Origin of the sequence: Streptomyces sp. NPDC059850 (assembly GCF_042731515.1) — a bacterium.
Classification (GTDB): Bacteria; Actinomycetota; Actinomycetes; order Streptomycetales; family Streptomycetaceae; genus Streptomyces.
In genome coordinates this window covers 71,675-86,604 of sequence record NZ_JBHWJI010000029.1, presented here as the reverse complement: position 1 = coordinate 86,604, position 14,930 = coordinate 71,675, and the positions used below count along the sequence as shown (strand labels likewise).

13 protein-coding genes are annotated in these 14,930 nt (G+C 73.4%); 8 read left to right on the top strand and 5 right to left on the bottom strand.

Translation table 11 applies throughout. The annotated features are described in order from the left end of the window. Positions 1-9: 9 nt before the first annotated feature. The 3 genes from ACFV9T_RS23995 (at position 10) to ACFV9T_RS23985 (ending at position 3,914) form a co-directional block, all read left to right on the top strand. Entirely contained in the window at positions 10-1,311 is a 1,302-nt protein-coding gene (locus ACFV9T_RS23995) for an acyl-CoA dehydrogenase family protein (RefSeq protein WP_385443685.1), read from the top strand. Continuing rightward, complete coding sequence (locus tag ACFV9T_RS23990; RefSeq protein ID WP_385443683.1) at positions 1,308-2,786, top strand: aldehyde dehydrogenase family protein; 1,479 nt, start codon at positions 1,308-1,310, stop codon at positions 2,784-2,786. Before ACFV9T_RS23995 ends, ACFV9T_RS23990 begins: the two co-directional genes overlap by 4 nt. 75 nt (positions 2,787-2,861) lie before the next feature. Then, the gene (locus tag ACFV9T_RS23985) at positions 2,862-3,914 is read left to right on the top strand and encodes a Zn-dependent alcohol dehydrogenase (RefSeq protein WP_385443682.1); all 1,053 of its coding nucleotides are present in this window, start codon (positions 2,862-2,864) and stop codon (positions 3,912-3,914) included. Here the strand turns inward: ACFV9T_RS23985 and ACFV9T_RS23980 are convergent. Next, positions 3,836-4,951 carry a GlxA family transcriptional regulator gene (locus tag ACFV9T_RS23980; RefSeq protein ID WP_385443680.1) on the bottom strand — a complete coding sequence of 372 codons (1,116 nt, stop codon included), beginning with the start codon at positions 4,949-4,951 and terminating at the stop codon, positions 3,836-3,838. The genes ACFV9T_RS23985 and ACFV9T_RS23980 overlap by 79 nt on opposite strands. Positions 4,952-5,048: 97 nt before the next feature. On the opposite strand from ACFV9T_RS23980, the gene ACFV9T_RS23975 reads away from it, so the two are divergent. Then, positions 5,049-6,368, top strand: a complete 1,320-nt coding sequence (locus tag ACFV9T_RS23975) for an MFS transporter (protein ID WP_385443679.1) — start codon at positions 5,049-5,051, stop codon at positions 6,366-6,368. Here the strand turns inward: ACFV9T_RS23975 and ACFV9T_RS23970 are convergent. The 4 genes from ACFV9T_RS23970 to ACFV9T_RS23955 all read right to left on the bottom strand — a co-directional run bounded on the left by ACFV9T_RS23970 (position 6,343) and on the right by ACFV9T_RS23955 (position 11,557). Next, positions 6,343-6,966 carry a flavin reductase family protein gene (locus tag ACFV9T_RS23970; protein ID WP_385443716.1) on the bottom strand — a complete coding sequence of 208 codons (624 nt, stop codon included), beginning with the start codon at positions 6,964-6,966 and terminating at the stop codon, positions 6,343-6,345. The two genes, ACFV9T_RS23975 and ACFV9T_RS23970, sit on opposite strands and share 26 nt — an antisense overlap. A 55-nt stretch (positions 6,967-7,021) precedes the next feature. Next, entirely contained in the window at positions 7,022-7,840 is an 819-nt protein-coding gene (locus ACFV9T_RS23965) for an enoyl-CoA hydratase/isomerase family protein (protein ID WP_385443677.1), read from the bottom strand. 100 nt (positions 7,841-7,940) lie between these two features. Then, entirely contained in the window at positions 7,941-10,181 is a 2,241-nt protein-coding gene (locus ACFV9T_RS23960) for an acetate--CoA ligase family protein (protein WP_385443675.1), read from the bottom strand. Positions 10,182-10,399: 218 nt separating this feature from the next. Further along, positions 10,400-11,557 (bottom strand): flavin-containing monooxygenase, encoded by a 1,158-nt coding sequence (locus ACFV9T_RS23955; protein WP_385443672.1) that lies wholly within the window; start codon positions 11,555-11,557, stop codon positions 10,400-10,402. Between the two features lie 160 nt (positions 11,558-11,717). On the opposite strand from ACFV9T_RS23955, the gene ACFV9T_RS23950 reads away from it, so the two are divergent. The 4 genes from ACFV9T_RS23950 (at position 11,718) to ACFV9T_RS23935 (ending at position 14,920) form a co-directional block, all read left to right on the top strand. Further along, positions 11,718-12,161: a Zn-ribbon domain-containing OB-fold protein gene (locus ACFV9T_RS23950; protein ID WP_385443671.1), complete on the top strand. Its 444-nt coding sequence runs from the start codon at positions 11,718-11,720 to the stop codon at positions 12,159-12,161. A gap of 259 nt (positions 12,162-12,420) precedes the next feature. After that, positions 12,421-14,094, top strand: coding sequence for a sensor histidine kinase (locus tag ACFV9T_RS23945; RefSeq protein WP_385443669.1), 1,674 nt, complete (start codon positions 12,421-12,423; stop codon positions 14,092-14,094). Next, positions 14,091-14,507, top strand: coding sequence for a roadblock/LC7 domain-containing protein (locus ACFV9T_RS23940; protein ID WP_385443668.1), 417 nt, complete (start codon positions 14,091-14,093; stop codon positions 14,505-14,507). Before ACFV9T_RS23945 ends, ACFV9T_RS23940 begins: the two co-directional genes overlap by 4 nt. Next, on the top strand, positions 14,504-14,920 hold the full coding sequence (locus ACFV9T_RS23935; protein ID WP_385443666.1) for a DUF742 domain-containing protein: 417 nt from the start codon (positions 14,504-14,506) through the stop codon (positions 14,918-14,920). The genes ACFV9T_RS23940 and ACFV9T_RS23935 overlap by 4 nt, the downstream gene beginning before the upstream one ends. Positions 14,921-14,930: the final 10 nt, after the last annotated feature.

Below are 14,930 nucleotides of genomic sequence, written 5' to 3'. Positions count from 1 at the left end.
GGAGAGGCCGTGGACTTCGCCTTCGGGCCCGGTGACGAAGACTTCCGAGACGAGGCCCGCGCCTGGCTCGACGCCCAGCTGACCGGCCGCGTCACCGAACCCGCGAACGCCGCAGCCGCCCCCGCTGATGTCGCCGCCGACGCCACCGCCCAGCGCGCCTGGGAACGCGAACTGGGCGACGGCGGCTGGATCGGGCTCGGCTGGGACCGCACCCACGGCACCTACGGAAACCGGGCCGCCACCCTCACCCAACAGGTCGTCTGGGCCGAGGAATACGCCCGCGCCGGAGCCCCCGCCCGGCTCGGCCACATCGGCGAGAACCTGCTCGCCCCCACCCTGCTCGCCCACGGCGACCCCGCCCAGCGCGCCCGCTTCCTGCCCCCCATCGCCCGCGGCGAGGAACTCTGGTGCCAGGGCTACAGCGAACCCGACGCGGGCTCCGACCTCGCCGGACTGCGCACCCGCGCCGTCCGCGACCCGGGCGACGGAACCTACCGCGTCACCGGCCAGAAGATCTGGACCTCCCACGCCCGCGAAGCCGACTGGTGCTTCGTCCTGGCCCGCACCGAGGAGGGCTCACAACGCCACCACGGCCTCTCCTTCCTGCTGGTGCCGATGGACCAGCCAGGGCGCATCGAGGTCCGGCCGATCCGGCAGCTCACCGGCACCGCGGAGTTCAACGAGGTGTTCTTCGACGGCGCCCTCGCCCACCCCGACCACCTCGTCGGCGGCCCGGGCCGGGGCTGGAGCGTGGCCATGAGCCTGCTCGCCGTGGAACGCGGAGTCTCCACCCTGGTCCAGCAGATCGGCTTCGCCCAGGAACTCGACCGCGTCATACGGCAGGCCCTGGACACCGGCGCCGCCCGCGAACCCGTCCTGCGCGACCAGCTGATCCAGCAGTGGGCCGAGCTGAAGGTCATGCGCTGGAACGCGCTGCGCACGCTGGGCGCCGCCCGGAATCCCACCCCCGGGGGCCCCACCCCCACCCCCTCCCCTCCCACCTCCTCCGCCTGCCCTCCCCATCGATCCACGCCGCACCGGCCCGCGCCGCATGACGCCGGGGCGCCCAGTGTGGCCAAGCTGCTGTGGGGCGGCTGGCACCGGCGGCTCGGCGAGCTGGCCGTACGGGTGCGGGGCACCGCGGCCGCGCTCGGGCCGCTGCGCTGGACCGAGGGGCGGCCGTATGAACTCGACGCCGCGCAGCGCCTCTTCCTCTTCTCCCGCGCCGACACCATCTACGGCGGCTCGGACGAGATCCAGCGCAACATCATCGCCGAGCGCGTACTCCACCTCCCGAGGGAGCCCCGATGACAACGTACGAGCGGAAGACGTACGGGCACTGGATCGGCGGCTCCTGGCGGGCGCCCGGGGCCGGGCACTACGCGGTCGTCAACCCGGCCACCGAGGAGACCGTCGGCCGGGCGCCCGAGGCCGACGAGGCCGACGCCGACGCCGCGGTGCGGGCCGCGCGGGCCGCGTACGACGGCTGGTCGCGCACCGCCCCCCGGGAGCGCGCCGCCGTACTCGACCGCGCGGCCGACCTGCTCGCCGAGCGCGCCCCCGACCTGGTGCCCCTCGTCCAGGCGGAGACGGGCGCGACACTGCGGGTCACCGCGGCCCTCCAAGTGCCCCCCGCGGCCGACCGCTTCCGCCGCTACGCGCGCGGCGCCATGGAACCGGACACCATCCCGCTCGCCCCGCTGCCGGTCGCCGCCAGCCCGCTGGCGCCCGGCGGGCTGATCGGCGCGGCGGCGGTCCGCCGTCCGGTGGGTGTCGTCGCCTGTATCACCTCCTACAACTTTCCCCTCGCCAATCTCGCGGGCAAGGTCGCCCCGGCGCTCGCCATGGGCAATACGGTCGTCGCCAAACCGGCCCCGCAGGACCCGCTGGCCTGTCTCGAACTCGGCCCGCTGCTGGCCGAGGCCGGTCTCCCGGACGGTGTCTTCAATGTCGTCACCGGCTCGCGCGCGGCCGTCGGCGAGGCGCTGGTAGCGCACCCCGGTGTCGACATGGTCAGCTTCACCGGATCCACCGCCGTGGGGAAGAAGATCGCCGAATCCGCAGGCCACTCGATGAAACGCACCCTGATGGAACTGGGGGGCAAGGGTGCGGCCATCGTCCTTGGGGACGCCGACAAGCGAGTGATCGCGTCGGCGGTCGGGGCGGTCGGTTCGACCTTCTCCTTCCACAGCGGGCAGATCTGCACGGCGCCGACTCGGGTGCTCGTACATCGATCGCTGTACGAGCGGGTGGTCGCCGCACTCACAGATTACGCAAAGTCACTGACCGTGGGGGACCCTGTGGATAACTCCACGGTGGTGGGTCCGCTGATCTCCGCGGCGCAGCGCGACCGGGTCGAGGCGTACCTCGCGGGGGCCCGTGAGCAGGGCGCCCGCATCGTCACCGGCGGTGAACGCCCCGCCGTCAAGCCCGGGTTCTACGTCGCGCCGACCCTCGTCGCCGACGCCGAGCCCGGCATGGCCGTGGCCCGCGAGGAGCTGTTCGGCCCCGTCGTCGTGGCCCTGCCCTTCGACGACGAGGACGAGGCGGTGCGGATCGCCAATGGCACCTCGTACGGCCTCTACGACTACGTCTTCAGCGCCGACGCGGGCCGCGCCTGGGCCCTGGCCGCCCGGCTGCGCAGCGGAAACGTCGGCATCAACACCGTTCAGCGCCACCCCGAAACCCCGTTCGGCGGCTTCAAGCACAGCGGAGTCGGCCGCGACGGCGGCTCGTTCGGGCTGCACGCGTACAGCGAACTCCAGTCGGTGGTCTGGGCCTCCTGACCGAACCAACAAGGCCCGAGTGTCCGAGTACCCGAGTGCCCGAGTGATGAGGGAGAGGGAGAGGGGGAGGGCGGCATGCGAGGTGTCGTGTTCGACGGCGTGGGGCCACGGGTGGTCGATGACCTGGAGGTACGCGACCCGGGGCCGGGCGAGGTGCTGGTGGCCGTGGCCGCCGCCGGGCTGTGCCACAGCGATCTGTCCGTCATCGACGGCACCATTCCGTTTCCCGTGCCGGTGGTGCTCGGCCACGAGGGCGCGGGCGTGGTCGAGGCGGTCGGGCCCGGCGTCGCCCATGTCGCCCCCGGCGACCACGTCGCCCTCTCCACCCTCGCCAACTGCGGTACCTGCGCCGACTGCGACCGAGGCCGCCCCACCATGTGCCGTGCCGCGATCGGCAGACCGGGCCGCCCCTTCCGCCGTGAAGGCGGCGAGCGGCTGTTCAACTTCGCCTCCAACTCGGCGTTCGCGCAGCGCACCCTGGTCACGGCCGTCCAGGCGGTGAAGATCCCGGACGAGATCCCGCTCACCTCGGCCGCCCTCATCGGCTGCGGCGTCCTCACAGGCGTCGGCGCCGTCCTCAACCGGGCCCGGGTGGACCGCGGCGAGTCGGTCGTCGTCATCGGCACCGGCGGCATCGGACTCAACGTCCTCCAAGGGGCCCGGATCGCCGGGGCGACCACCATCGTCGCCGTCGACAACAACCCGGCCAAGGAGCCGCTGGCCCGGCGCTTCGGCGCCACCCACTTCGCCGGTGACCCCGACGCCGTACGGGAGATCCTGCCCACCGGCGCCGACCACGCCTTCGAATGCGTCGGCTCCACCCGGCTCATCCGGCAGGCCGTCGACCTTCTCGACCGGCACGGCCAGGCGGTGCTGCTCGGGGTTCCGCCCGCAGACGCCGAGGCGGCCTTCCGGGTCTCCACCCTCTATCTGGACAAGTCCATACTGGGCTGCCGCTACGGATCCTCCCGCCCACAGCGCGACATCGCCCTGTACGCGGAGCTGTACCAGCAAGGCAGGCTGCTGCTGGACGAACTCGTCACCCGCGTCTACCCGGTGGAGGACTTCCCCAAGGCCGTGGACGACGCACGCGGCGGACGGGTGGCGCGTGCCGTGCTCACGTTCTGAACGGGCCCGCCCTCCGGCTGAACGGGCCCGTCCCCCGAGCCGGAGGCGGAAGCGCAGGTCCGGAAGGTGCGCCGGTACGCGGTGGGGGAGACCCCGAGCGCGGTCTGCAGATGCTGCCGCATCGACGCGGGCGTGCCGAAGCCCGCGTCCCGCGCGACCTGGTCCACCGACAGATCCGTGTCCTCCAGCAGCTGCCGGGCCCGCTCCACCCGCTGCTGGGCCAGCCACTGGCCGGGGCTGACGCCGACCTCCTCGCGGAAGCGGCGGGTGAAGGTGCGCACGCTCATCGACTCCTGTGCGGCCAGGTCGCGCAGGGTGAGGGGACGGTCGAGGCGGCCCAGCGCCCAGGCGCGGGCGGCGGTGGTGGTGGCCTGATGGGGCGCGGGCACCGGACGCCGGATGTACTGGGCCTGGCCGCCGTCGCGGTGCGGCGGCACCAGGCTGTTCCGGGCGACCTCGTTGGCGACGGCGGTGCCGTGGTCGCGCCGTACGAGGTGCAGACACAGGTCGATGCCCGAGGCGACTCCGGCCGAGGTGAGGACGTCGCCGTCGTCGACGAACAGCACATCCGGGTCGACCGCGATGGCCGGAAAGAGCCGCTGGAAGTGGTCGGCGGAGGACCAGTGGGTGGTGGCGGGGCGGCCGTCGAGCAGTCCGGCGGCGGCGAGCACGTACGAGCCGGTGCAGATGGACACCCAGCGGACGCCGGGGCGGGCGTGGGCCAGGGCGGCGGCGAGGGGTGCGGTCAGTCGGCCGTCCTCCTTCACCGGCCCGAGCCCGTACGAGGCGGGCACCACGATGGTGTCCGCCTCTGCCAGGGCTTCCGGGCCCCGCTCGACCAGGATCGGGAAGTCGGCCTCGGTGGCCAGGGGGCCGGGTTCAGCGGTGCAGGTCGCCACCTCGTACAGCGGTCGTCCGGCGGTGGAACGGGCCTTGCCGAAGATCCGGTAGGGGATGCCCAGTTCGAAGGGGATCACGCCGGGCAGGGCGAGCACGACGACACGGTGGAGCTTTTCGGTCATCCCCAGCGGGGTCATGGATCCGGCCTCCCGTCGCAGCGGTGTGGCCCGATCCTAGCGAACACTGTCCCACGGGCCACTCGCCTGGGGAAAACCGCCGCCCGATGCTGGTCAGGTGACGCAGACAACCACATCTCTCCAAGCCCCCGGACAGGACGAGAAGCCGCGGACCCGCCGACGCCGTCCGCACCGGGCCTGGCTGGTCGCCGCCGTCACCTTCGTGACGATCGTCGCGGCGGGCGGATTCGCCTCCCTGCCCGGACTGCTGATCGACCCGCTCCATGAGGAGTTCGGCTGGTCGCGCGGCACCATCGGGTTCGCCGTCTCCGTCAACCTCGCGCTCTACGGGCTCACCGCGCCGTTCGCCGCCGCCCTGATGGACCGTTTCGGCGTCCGCAAGGTCGTCGTCGCCGCGCTGATGGTCATCGCGATCGGTGGCGGTCTCACCGTCTTCATGACCGCCCCCTGGCAGCTCATCCTGTGCTGGGGCGTGCTCGTCGGCCTCGGCAGCGGGTCCATGGCGTTCGCCTTCGCCGCGACCGTCACCAACCGGTGGTTCACCGCCCGGCGCGGCCTGGTCACCGGCATCCTCACCGCGGGCGGGGCGTCCGGGCAGCTCGTCTTCCTGCCGCTGCTCTCATGGATCATCGAGCGGCAGCACGACTGGCGGCCCGCCGCCATGACCGTCACGCTCGCCGCGCTCGCCATCGTGCCCTGCGTATGGCTGCTCCTGCGCGACTACCCGTCCGACGTGGGGCTCGCCGCGTACGGGGCCGACGGCCCGCCCGCGCCCCGGCCCGCTCCGCACCGCGGCGCCGCCCGGCGCGCGGTGACGGCCCTCGTCTCGGCCTCCAGGACCGGTACGTTCTGGCTACTCGCGGGGACGTTCGCGGTCTGCGGCGCCTCGACGAACGGCCTGGTCAAGACCCATTTCGTACCCGCCGCGCACGACCACGGCATGGCGGTGACGGCGGCCGCGGGCCTGCTCGCCGTGATCGGCGTCTTCGACATCGTGGGGACGATCGCCTCCGGCTGGTTCACCGACCGCTTCGACGCGCGGCGGCTGCTGGCCCTGTACTACGCGCTGCGCGGGCTGTCCCTGATGGTTCTGCCGCTGCTGCTGGACGACACGGTGCACCCGCCGATGATCTTCTTCATCGTCTTCTACGGGCTCGACTGGGTCGCCACGGTGCCGCCGACGATCGCGCTGTGCCGGGAGTGGTACGGCGAGGACAGCGCCATCGTGTTCGGCTGGGTCCTGGCGTCGCACCAGGTGGGCGCGGGGCTCGTGGCGTTCGTCGGGGGCCTGGCGCGGGACGCCTTCGGCTCGTACGACCTCGTCTGGATCGGGGCGGGCGGACTGTGCGCGGTCGCGGCGCTCATGTCGCTGATGATCCGGCGGGGTGCCGCTAAAGACCCGGCGCCAGCCCTGTGAACGCGCCCCGGTGGAAGAGCAGCGGACCGTCGGCCGCCGCCCGCTCGTCGGTGTCCAGGGCGCACACCCGGCCCACCACCACCAGATGGTCGCCGCCGGTGTGGACCGTGTGGACGGTGCAGTCGATCCAGGCGGGGGCGCCCGTGAGGCGGGGCGAACCGGTCACCGGGCACGCGGTATAGGGGACACCGGCGAACTTGTCCGGGCGCTCGGCCGAGCTGACCGCGAAGGACCGGCACAGCCCGGCCTGCGCCGCGCCCAGGACGCTGACGCAGAAGACGCCGCTGCGGGCGATGCGCGGCCAGGTCGTGGACGTACGGGCCACCATGAAGGCGATCAGCGGCGGGTCGAGGGACAGCGAGGTGAACGACTGGCAGGCGAAGCCGGTCGGGCCCGCCTCGTCGGTGGTCGCGATCACGGTGACGCCGCTCGCGAAGTGGCCCAGCACCCGGCGGAATTCCCCCGGGGACAGCGGCGGGCGCTCATCCTCCTGTACGGCGCGCAGTGCGCGGCGCGCGCTGGGCGGGGGCGGTGGCGGTGGCCCGGCGGTGGTGGGCGAGCCCGCCGAGCGCAGATAGCGGACGGCGGTGGCGGCCATTCCGGCGTGTCCCATCATGGTTCCGCGTCTCTCCTGTTCGTGGGGTGTGGTGTGGTCAGCGGCCCCGGTAGACCGGGGTGCGGCGTTCGACGAAGGCACGGACGCCCTCGTTCGCGTCGGCCGTGGTCATGTTGGTCTCCTGCGCGGCCGCCTCGGCGGCGAAGGCCGCCGCCCGGCCGGACTCCAGCGAGGCGTTGACCAGCGCCTTGGTGGCGGCGAGTGCGCGCGTGGGGCCCGCGGCCAGGCGTTCGGCCCAGGCGCGGGCGGTCTTCGCGAGTTCGCCGTCCGGTACGACGCGGTTGACCAGCCCCAGCCGCTCGGCGTCGGCGGCGGGCAGCGCGTCGCCGAAGAACAGCAGCTCCTTCGCCCGCTGGGGGCCGATCAGCCGGGGGAGGAGGTAGGCGCCGCCGCCGTCGGGGACGAGTCCTCGGCGTACGAAGACCTCGGTGAAGGTGGCCGATTCGGCGGCCAGGACCAGATCGCAGGCGAGCGCGAGATGCGCGCCGAGCCCGGCGGCGGTGCCGTTGACGGCGGCGATGACGGGCTTCTCGCAGTCGAGTACGGCGGTGATGAGCCGCTGCGCTCCGCCGCGGATCAGCCGCGCGACATCGCCCGCGATCCGCTCGGCGGGGGCGGCGGGGGTGCCGCGCAGATCGGCGCCCGCGCAGAAGCCCTTGCCGGTGGCGGTGAGCACGACGGCCCGCACGGCCGGGTCGGCGGAGGCCTGATCGAGCCGGAAAATCAGGCGTTCCCGCTGGTCAGGGGTGAGGGCGTTGAGCGCGGAGGGCCGGTCGAGGGTGATCCAGGCGACCCCGTTGTCAGTGGCGTGCCGTACAACGGAATCGAGCACTTCTTCGGGGGAGGGAGACGTCATGGGAAGGCTCCTCAGGGTCCTCGGGCTGCTCGGGCTGCTCGGGCCGCTCTGGCTGTGGGCGCGGCGTCGGGGGCGCGGCGGCGGTGCGCGAGGCGTGCGCTCAGCGGCAGATGGCCAGCGCGTCCAGGGCCACGGCGCCCTGGCCACGGGGCAGCACCATCAGGGGGTTGACGTCGAGTTCGGCGAGCTGGTCGCCGAGTTCCAGGGCCATGCGCTGCACCCGCAGTACGACTTCGACCAGGGCGTCCACGTCGGACGGCGGCGCGCCGCGTACGCCGTCGAGGAGGGCGTGGCCGCGCAGTTCGCCGAGCATGGCGCGGGCCTGGTCCTCACCGAACGGGGGGACGCGGACGGCGGTGTCGCGCAGCACCTCGACGAGCACGCCGCCGAGGCCGACGGTCACGGTGGGCCCGAAGAGGCTGTCGTGGGTGACGCCGACGACCATCTCGACGCCGCGCTCGACCATCTGGCACACCAGGACGCCGTCCAGTTCGACGCCTTCGTAGCGGGCGATGTCGGTGAGTTCGCGGTAGGTGTCGCGGACCTGGCTGGCGGAGGTGAGGCCGAGGCGGACCAGGCCGAGTTCGGTCTTGTGGGCGAGCTGGGGCGCGGACGCCTTCATGACGACGGGGTAGCCGACCAGCCCGGCGGCGCGGACGGCCGCGGCGGCGCTGGTGACGAGCTGTTCGCGCGGCACCCGGATGCCGTAGGCGCGCAGCAGCTGCTTGGCGGCGTGTTCGCTGAGGCGCTGGCCGGGGCGGAGCAGCCCGCTCGCCTTGCGCATCGACGGGGAGGGGGTGCGCGGGGCGTCGTCGAAGGGGGAGCGGTAGGCGGCGGTGAAGCGGTGGTGGCCCAGATAGGCGCGGACGGCGGTGAGGCAGTTGCCGACGGTGCGGAAGGTGGCGACGCGGGAGGAGCCGAGGAGGGTGGTGCGGTAGGCGTCCTCGGTGCCGACGGGCGAGCCCCACACCACGCAGACGAGTTTGTCGGTGCGTTCCGCCGCGTCGACCAGGTCGTGGGCGAGCTTGTCGCTCATCGGCGGGAAGGGGCCCGTGATGGGACAGATCAGGACGCCCACGGCCGGATCGGCGAGGATCGCGTCGATGATCTTCGGGCCGCGCCAGTCGCCCACGGGGTGGCCGCCGTTGTCGACCGGGTTGGCGACGGAGAGGTCGCCGGGTATCCACTGGTGGAGTTCGGCCTGCTTCTCGGCGGAGAGGGCGGGCATCGGGAGCCCGGCCGCGGTGGCGAGGTCGGCGACGTGGGCGCCGGTGCCCCCGGAGATCGAATACACGACGACGCCCTCGGCGCGCGGGGGCCGGGCGCGGGCGAGCAGGGCGGCCGTGTCCTGGAGTTCGTCCAGGCCGTCCACGCGGATCACGCCGAACTGGCGCATGGCCGCGTCCACGACCGTATCCGCGCCGGTCAGTTTGCCGGTGTGGGAGGCGGCGGTGCGGGCGCCGGTCTCGGTGCGGCCGACCTTGACGGCGACGACGGGCACCTTGGCGCGGGCGGCCCGGTCGGCGGCGAGGAGGAAGCCGCGGCCGTCCTTGAGCCCCTCCGCGTACAGGGCGATGGCACCGACCTCGGGGCGGGTGGCGAAGTAGGAGAGGAAGTCGGCGCTCTCCAGGTCGGCCTCGTTGCCGGTGGGAGCCCAGTGGCTGAGCCGGATGCCCAGTTCCTGGAGGGTGTAGAGGGGGCGTCCCTGGTGGCCTGACTGGGTGATGAGGGCGATGGCGGGCCCTTCGAGGTCGTCGCGGAACTCCTCGAAGGCGTTGAGGTTGGTGTTGGGGCCGAGCAGCCGCAGCCCGGCGCGGCGGGCCGCGGCGGTCAGCCGGGCCTGGGCGGCGGCGCCCTCGTCGCCGGTCTCGGCGAAGCCGGAGGCGAAGACGACGGCGAACTTGACCTTGATCTGGGCGAGTTCCTCGATGACCGGGAGGGGGTCGCGGACGAGGAGGACGGCGAGGTCGACGGGTTCGGGCAGCTCGGCGACGGACGGGACGCACGGGAGGCCGAACACGGCCGGACGGGAGGGGTGCACGGGGTGCAGCCGGGCGCCGACGCGCTCCGCCCAGGCGAGGAGCTGCCGGGTGATGCCGGTGCCGGGGCGGCCCTCGGTGTCGGAGGCGCCGATGAGGGCCACCGCCTCGGGGCGGAAGAAGCGGTCCAGGTCGGGGACGTCGGCGTGCAGCGGGCGGCCGCTGACGTCCAGGTCCTCGGTGTCGCCGAGGGCCGAGGTGCTGCTGTGGACCTGGACGGCGGGCCCGGGGGGCTGCCCGCAGGCGACGGCGCGGGCGTGACGGGAGTTGGTGGTGAGGGTGCCGTGAGTCGATCCAAGCATTGGGTATCCGCCACTCCTGCTCGTTGGCCAATAACCAGGTAACTGACGCCCAGTCACATTACTGAGTAGTCAGGCTACAGAGCTGACGGGCTGTCAGGAATGCTCGGTGCGCGGAGAACACGCAGGGTGACGGCGCGCCGTTACCGGCGGTACGGCGCGACGGCAACAAGAGAGTGCCCGCGCGGTGGCGTGCTCACGCCGCCGCGCGGGCGGCGAAATCAAGCCGTCGTGCGGGACACCATCGCGGCGATCTTCCTCGCGTCGAGGGCCAGCTCGCGCAGCATGCCGCTGATCGGGTTCGTGTAGCCCGTGAAGTACAGGCCCGGTGCGCTGGGCAGGGTCCGCCTGCCGTGGGCGAGCGGGTGCCCCCGGCCGTCCAGCACGTCCAGATGCCCGACCAGGTCCTCCAGCCCGCGCCGGTAGCCGGTCGCCGCTATCACCGCCTCGGGGCCGATGCGCGAGCCGTCGGCCAGCGCCACCTTGTCGCCGTCCAGCGACGCGACCGCGGCGACCACCTCCACCCGCCCCGTCCGTACCGCGTCGACCAGCCCCACGTCCTGCACGGGGATCGCGCCCTCCCGTACCCGGGTGTAGAGCCCGGCCTCCGGCCACGGCAGCCCCCGCTCGGACAGGTCCGGCATGCTCACCCGGCACATCACCCGCGCCGCCCGGTCCACCGCGCCCCGTGGCAGCCGCCGCACCAGGATGCCGGTGCGCTGGGCGGGCCAGCCCGCCGTCGAACGGCGCAGGATGTGCGGCGCCGTACGGACCGCCAGCCGCACCCGCGCCGCGCCGCCCTCGACCAGGTCGACCGCGATCTCCGCGCCCGTGTTGCCGACCCCGACCACCAGCACGTCCCGGCCCTCGTACGGCCGGGCACTGCGGTAGCGGTGGGCGTGCAGCAGCTCACCGGTGTAGGTGTCCCGGCCCGGCCAGTCCGGTAGTCGCGGGGTGTGGTTGTAGCCGGTCGCGACGACGGCCACCGGCGAGAACAGTTCGCGTCCGCCACCGGCCCGCAGCACCCAGCCGGTGTCGTCGCCGGACCGGTCGATCCGGGTCACCTCCACGCCCGTGGCGATCTCCAGACGGTGGTGCTCGGCGTAGCGCTCCAGGTAGCGCACCACGTCGTCCCGGGCGACCCAGCGCCCGTACGCGCGCGGGATCGGCAGCCCGGGCAGCGCGGAGAGACGGCGGGTGGTGTGCAGGTGCAGCCGGTCGTAGTGGCCCCGCCAGGAGGCGGCGACCGTGTCGGACTTCTCCAGGACGACGGCGTGAATGCCGCGCTTGCCCAGTGCGGCGGCGGTGGCGAGCCCGCCCGGTCCGCCGCCGATCACATAGACGGGTGAAGGGGATCTCGCAGGGAGACTATCGGCCATGGTGGCGAGCGTAGTCCGCTGCTTGACGGGTTTCGGTCAAAGGAATTCCGAATCGGTTGCGGATCGGTCACGGGGGTCTCCGGGCGCCCCTTGCGCGCCTCCGCCCGACCCCCGAAACTGATGTGTCGTCAGGAAAGGCGGGCCGGAAGGGAGCGTGCCCATGAGCGGCCCCGACACCTCCGGCGCCCCCGAGGCGCCCCGCTTCGACCTGCCCGAGCCCGACCCGTTCACCCGCCCCTACTGGGACGCCGCCGCCCAGGGCAGGCTGCTGATCCGCCGCTGCGGCTCCTGCGGCCGGGCCCATCACTACCCCCGCGAGTTCTGCCCGCACTGCTGGAGCGAGGACGTCGCCTGGGAGGAGGCGAGCGGTGACGCCGCCCTCTACGCCTGGTCCGAGGTGCACCGCAACGACCTCCCGCCCTTCGGCGCCCAGGTCCCGTACACCGCGGCCGTCGTGGACCTGGCCGAGGGGCCGCGGATGATGACCCGGATCGTCGACCACCCCGCGCACGGGCTGCGCGCCGGGATGCGGCTGAGTGTCGTCTTCCGCGTGCTGGGGGAGGGCGCCCCGGCCGTTCCCGTCTTCCGGCCGCTGCTCGCGTGACGCCGCCCGCGTGGCGCCGCCCACGTGACGCTGCCCGCGTGACGGTGCCCGCATGCGCCCGCATGACGGCGTCCGATTGATCAGGCCGAATTCGCATCCCGCCGACGAAGAAATTCGATGATCAATCTTGAACAATCACTCGGCCGGATGCCTAGACTGACCGCCTAACTTCCGCCTTTTACCGAGGACTTACTCTTCCGAGCTAGACCCAAGGGCGCCCGGCGGCTGTTGCCCGCTCGACCCCGGCCGCGAGGAATCGATGACTCCGATACACCCCGATCAGCGTCAGCGGTCGCGCGCCCGCCGGTGGGACTCCCCCGCCAAGCGGGCCTTCCTCGGCCTCCTGGCGACCGTCCCCGTGCTCGGCATCGCCGGTTGGGCGGCGGCGGCAGCCGCCCCCGGAGCGGCGAGACCCGCGGTGATCGGGTGCGCGGTCGTGGCCGGGGCGCTGGTGAGCGCCGCCGTCGCGGCCGCCGCCCACCGCGGCGCGGCCCTCGCGCGCGCCCAATCGGCCGTACGGGCGCTGGAGTTCCGGGCCGCGCAGGCCGATGCCCGGGCCGCCGAGGCCGGGGCCATCGCCGAAACGAACCGGCTGACCGCCGAGCGCGCCGAAGCCGAGGTCCGCGAGCTGAGGGACCAGGTCGCCGCCACCGAGCAGCGGGTCGCGGCCGCGGAGCGGCGGGCCGCCGCCAGCGAGCAGCGCGCCGCCGACGCGGCACGGGACCTCGACCACACCGTCGGCACCGCGTTACCCGCCCTCGTCGGGCAGCTGCGCGGCCGGGTCCCGGTCGATCAGGCCCTTGCCGGGACCGAGCGGCCCGCGACCGGCCCGCTGCGCGCCCTGCTGGAGACCGTGGGCGGTGAGCTGTCCCGGGAGCGGCAGAAACGCACCGAGATGGTGGCCGCGTTCCGCAGCATCGCCGGTCGCCTCCAGGCGCTGGTCGCGGGCAACCTCGCCCGGCTGCGGGAGATGCAGGACCGCTACGAGGCCGATGCCCTCGACGACCTCTTCCAGCTCGACAGCACCGCCTCGCAGACCGGCCGGATGGCCGACCGCGTCGCCGTCCTCACCGGCGCGCTGTCCGGTAAGCACTGGCCCCGGCCCATCGTCATCTGGCGGGTGCTGCGGGCGGCCACCTCCCGTATCGAGGGGCTGGAGCGGGTGGAGATCCGCTGCTCCAGCGAACAGGCCGTGGTCGGCGCCGCGGCCGAGAAGGTGATCACGCTCCTCGCCGAGCTGATCGACAACGCCGTGAGCTTCTCGCCGCCGTCCACCGCCGTGAACGTCTACGTCCAGGAGGTCCCGCGCGGGATCGCCGTGGAGATCGCGGACAGCGGCCTGGCCATGCAGCCCGACATGCTCGCCCGGGCGCAGCAGGCGGTCACCGACGACCCGTCGAGCATGCTGAAGCTGTCCGGCACCCGGCAGGGGCTGCTGGTGGTGGGCATGATCGCCCGTAAGTTCGGGCTGCGCGTCACGTATCAGTCGTCCGCGACGGGCGGTACGGCGGTCACCGTACTGATCCCGCAGCAGCTGCTCACCGAGCCCCGAGCCGAGCCCCGAGCCGAGCCCCGAGCCGAGCCCCGAGCCGAGCAGCACGCACCGGGCCACCACGCACCGGCCCACCGCGCACCGGTCTCCCACACTCCGGAACGCCGCACCGCCGCGCCCGTGCTCCCCTCCCGCCGACCGCCGCGGGAGGAGCCGCCCGAGGAGCGGTCCGGCGACCATCCGCTCACCCCCGAGGGGCTGCCCAGGCGACGCCGTAAGCAGGTCGAGACCGGCGCCGAGCGGGGTGCCGCGCCAACGGCGCCGCCGCCTCCCGTACGGAAGAAGCCCGCGGAGGCGGGGAACCGGTTCGGTTCGTTCCACACCGCCGTCAAGCAGGACCGCACTCGCACGACACCACGCTCGGAAGGCACGACCTCATGAACCCGCATGACCTCGACTGGAAGCTCGACGCGCTGCTGGCGAAGACCCCGGGGGCGCGGCACGCGCTCGCGGTGTCCAACGACGGGCTGGTGATCACCCACTCCTCCGATCTGACCCAGTCGGAGGCGGAGACGCTGGCCGCCATCGCCTCCGGCATCCAGAGCCTGGCCAGAACGGTGTCGACCAAGTTCGGTGACGGCACCGGCAGCGTGGAGCACTCCCTGGTCGCGGTCGGCGGCGCGGTGCTGATGACCGTCGAGGCGGGCGAGGGCGCCCATCTCGCGGTGCTCGCCCGGGAGGACGCCGACCCGGGGATCGTCGGCAACAGCATGTCCGTGCTGGTCGACGGGCTTCTCTCGTACCTCACCTCGCCGCAGCGCATGCCCGGGGAGGAGGGCGGCGCGACGGCATGATGCGCTGGGACGTCCATGAAGAGCCGGACCGGCTGTTCGCCGCGACGGGAGGACGTAGCCGCGCGTATACGGAATTCGATCTGGTGTCACTGGTCGTCAGCGAGTCCGAACCGGCCGCGGGCATGGCCCCGGAGACGGTTCAGATTCTGAGGCTGTGCCGCCATCCGATGGCGCTGGTGGAGGTCTCCGCGCGGTTACGCATGCCTGTGGGCGTCGTCGCGATCCTGCTGTCCGATCTGCTCGCCGAGGGCCGGATCTCGGTCCGTCACCCCAGCAGCGGGGCGGCCCCTCGGGAGGCATCCCCCCGGGCGGCGTCCTCTCGGGGAGCGGACGCCGCCCCGGAACCCGCCCCGGCGCGGCTGCCCGATACCGGCCTGGTCCGAGAGGTTCTCGTTGCACTCAAAAATCTCTGAGAAGGCCGAG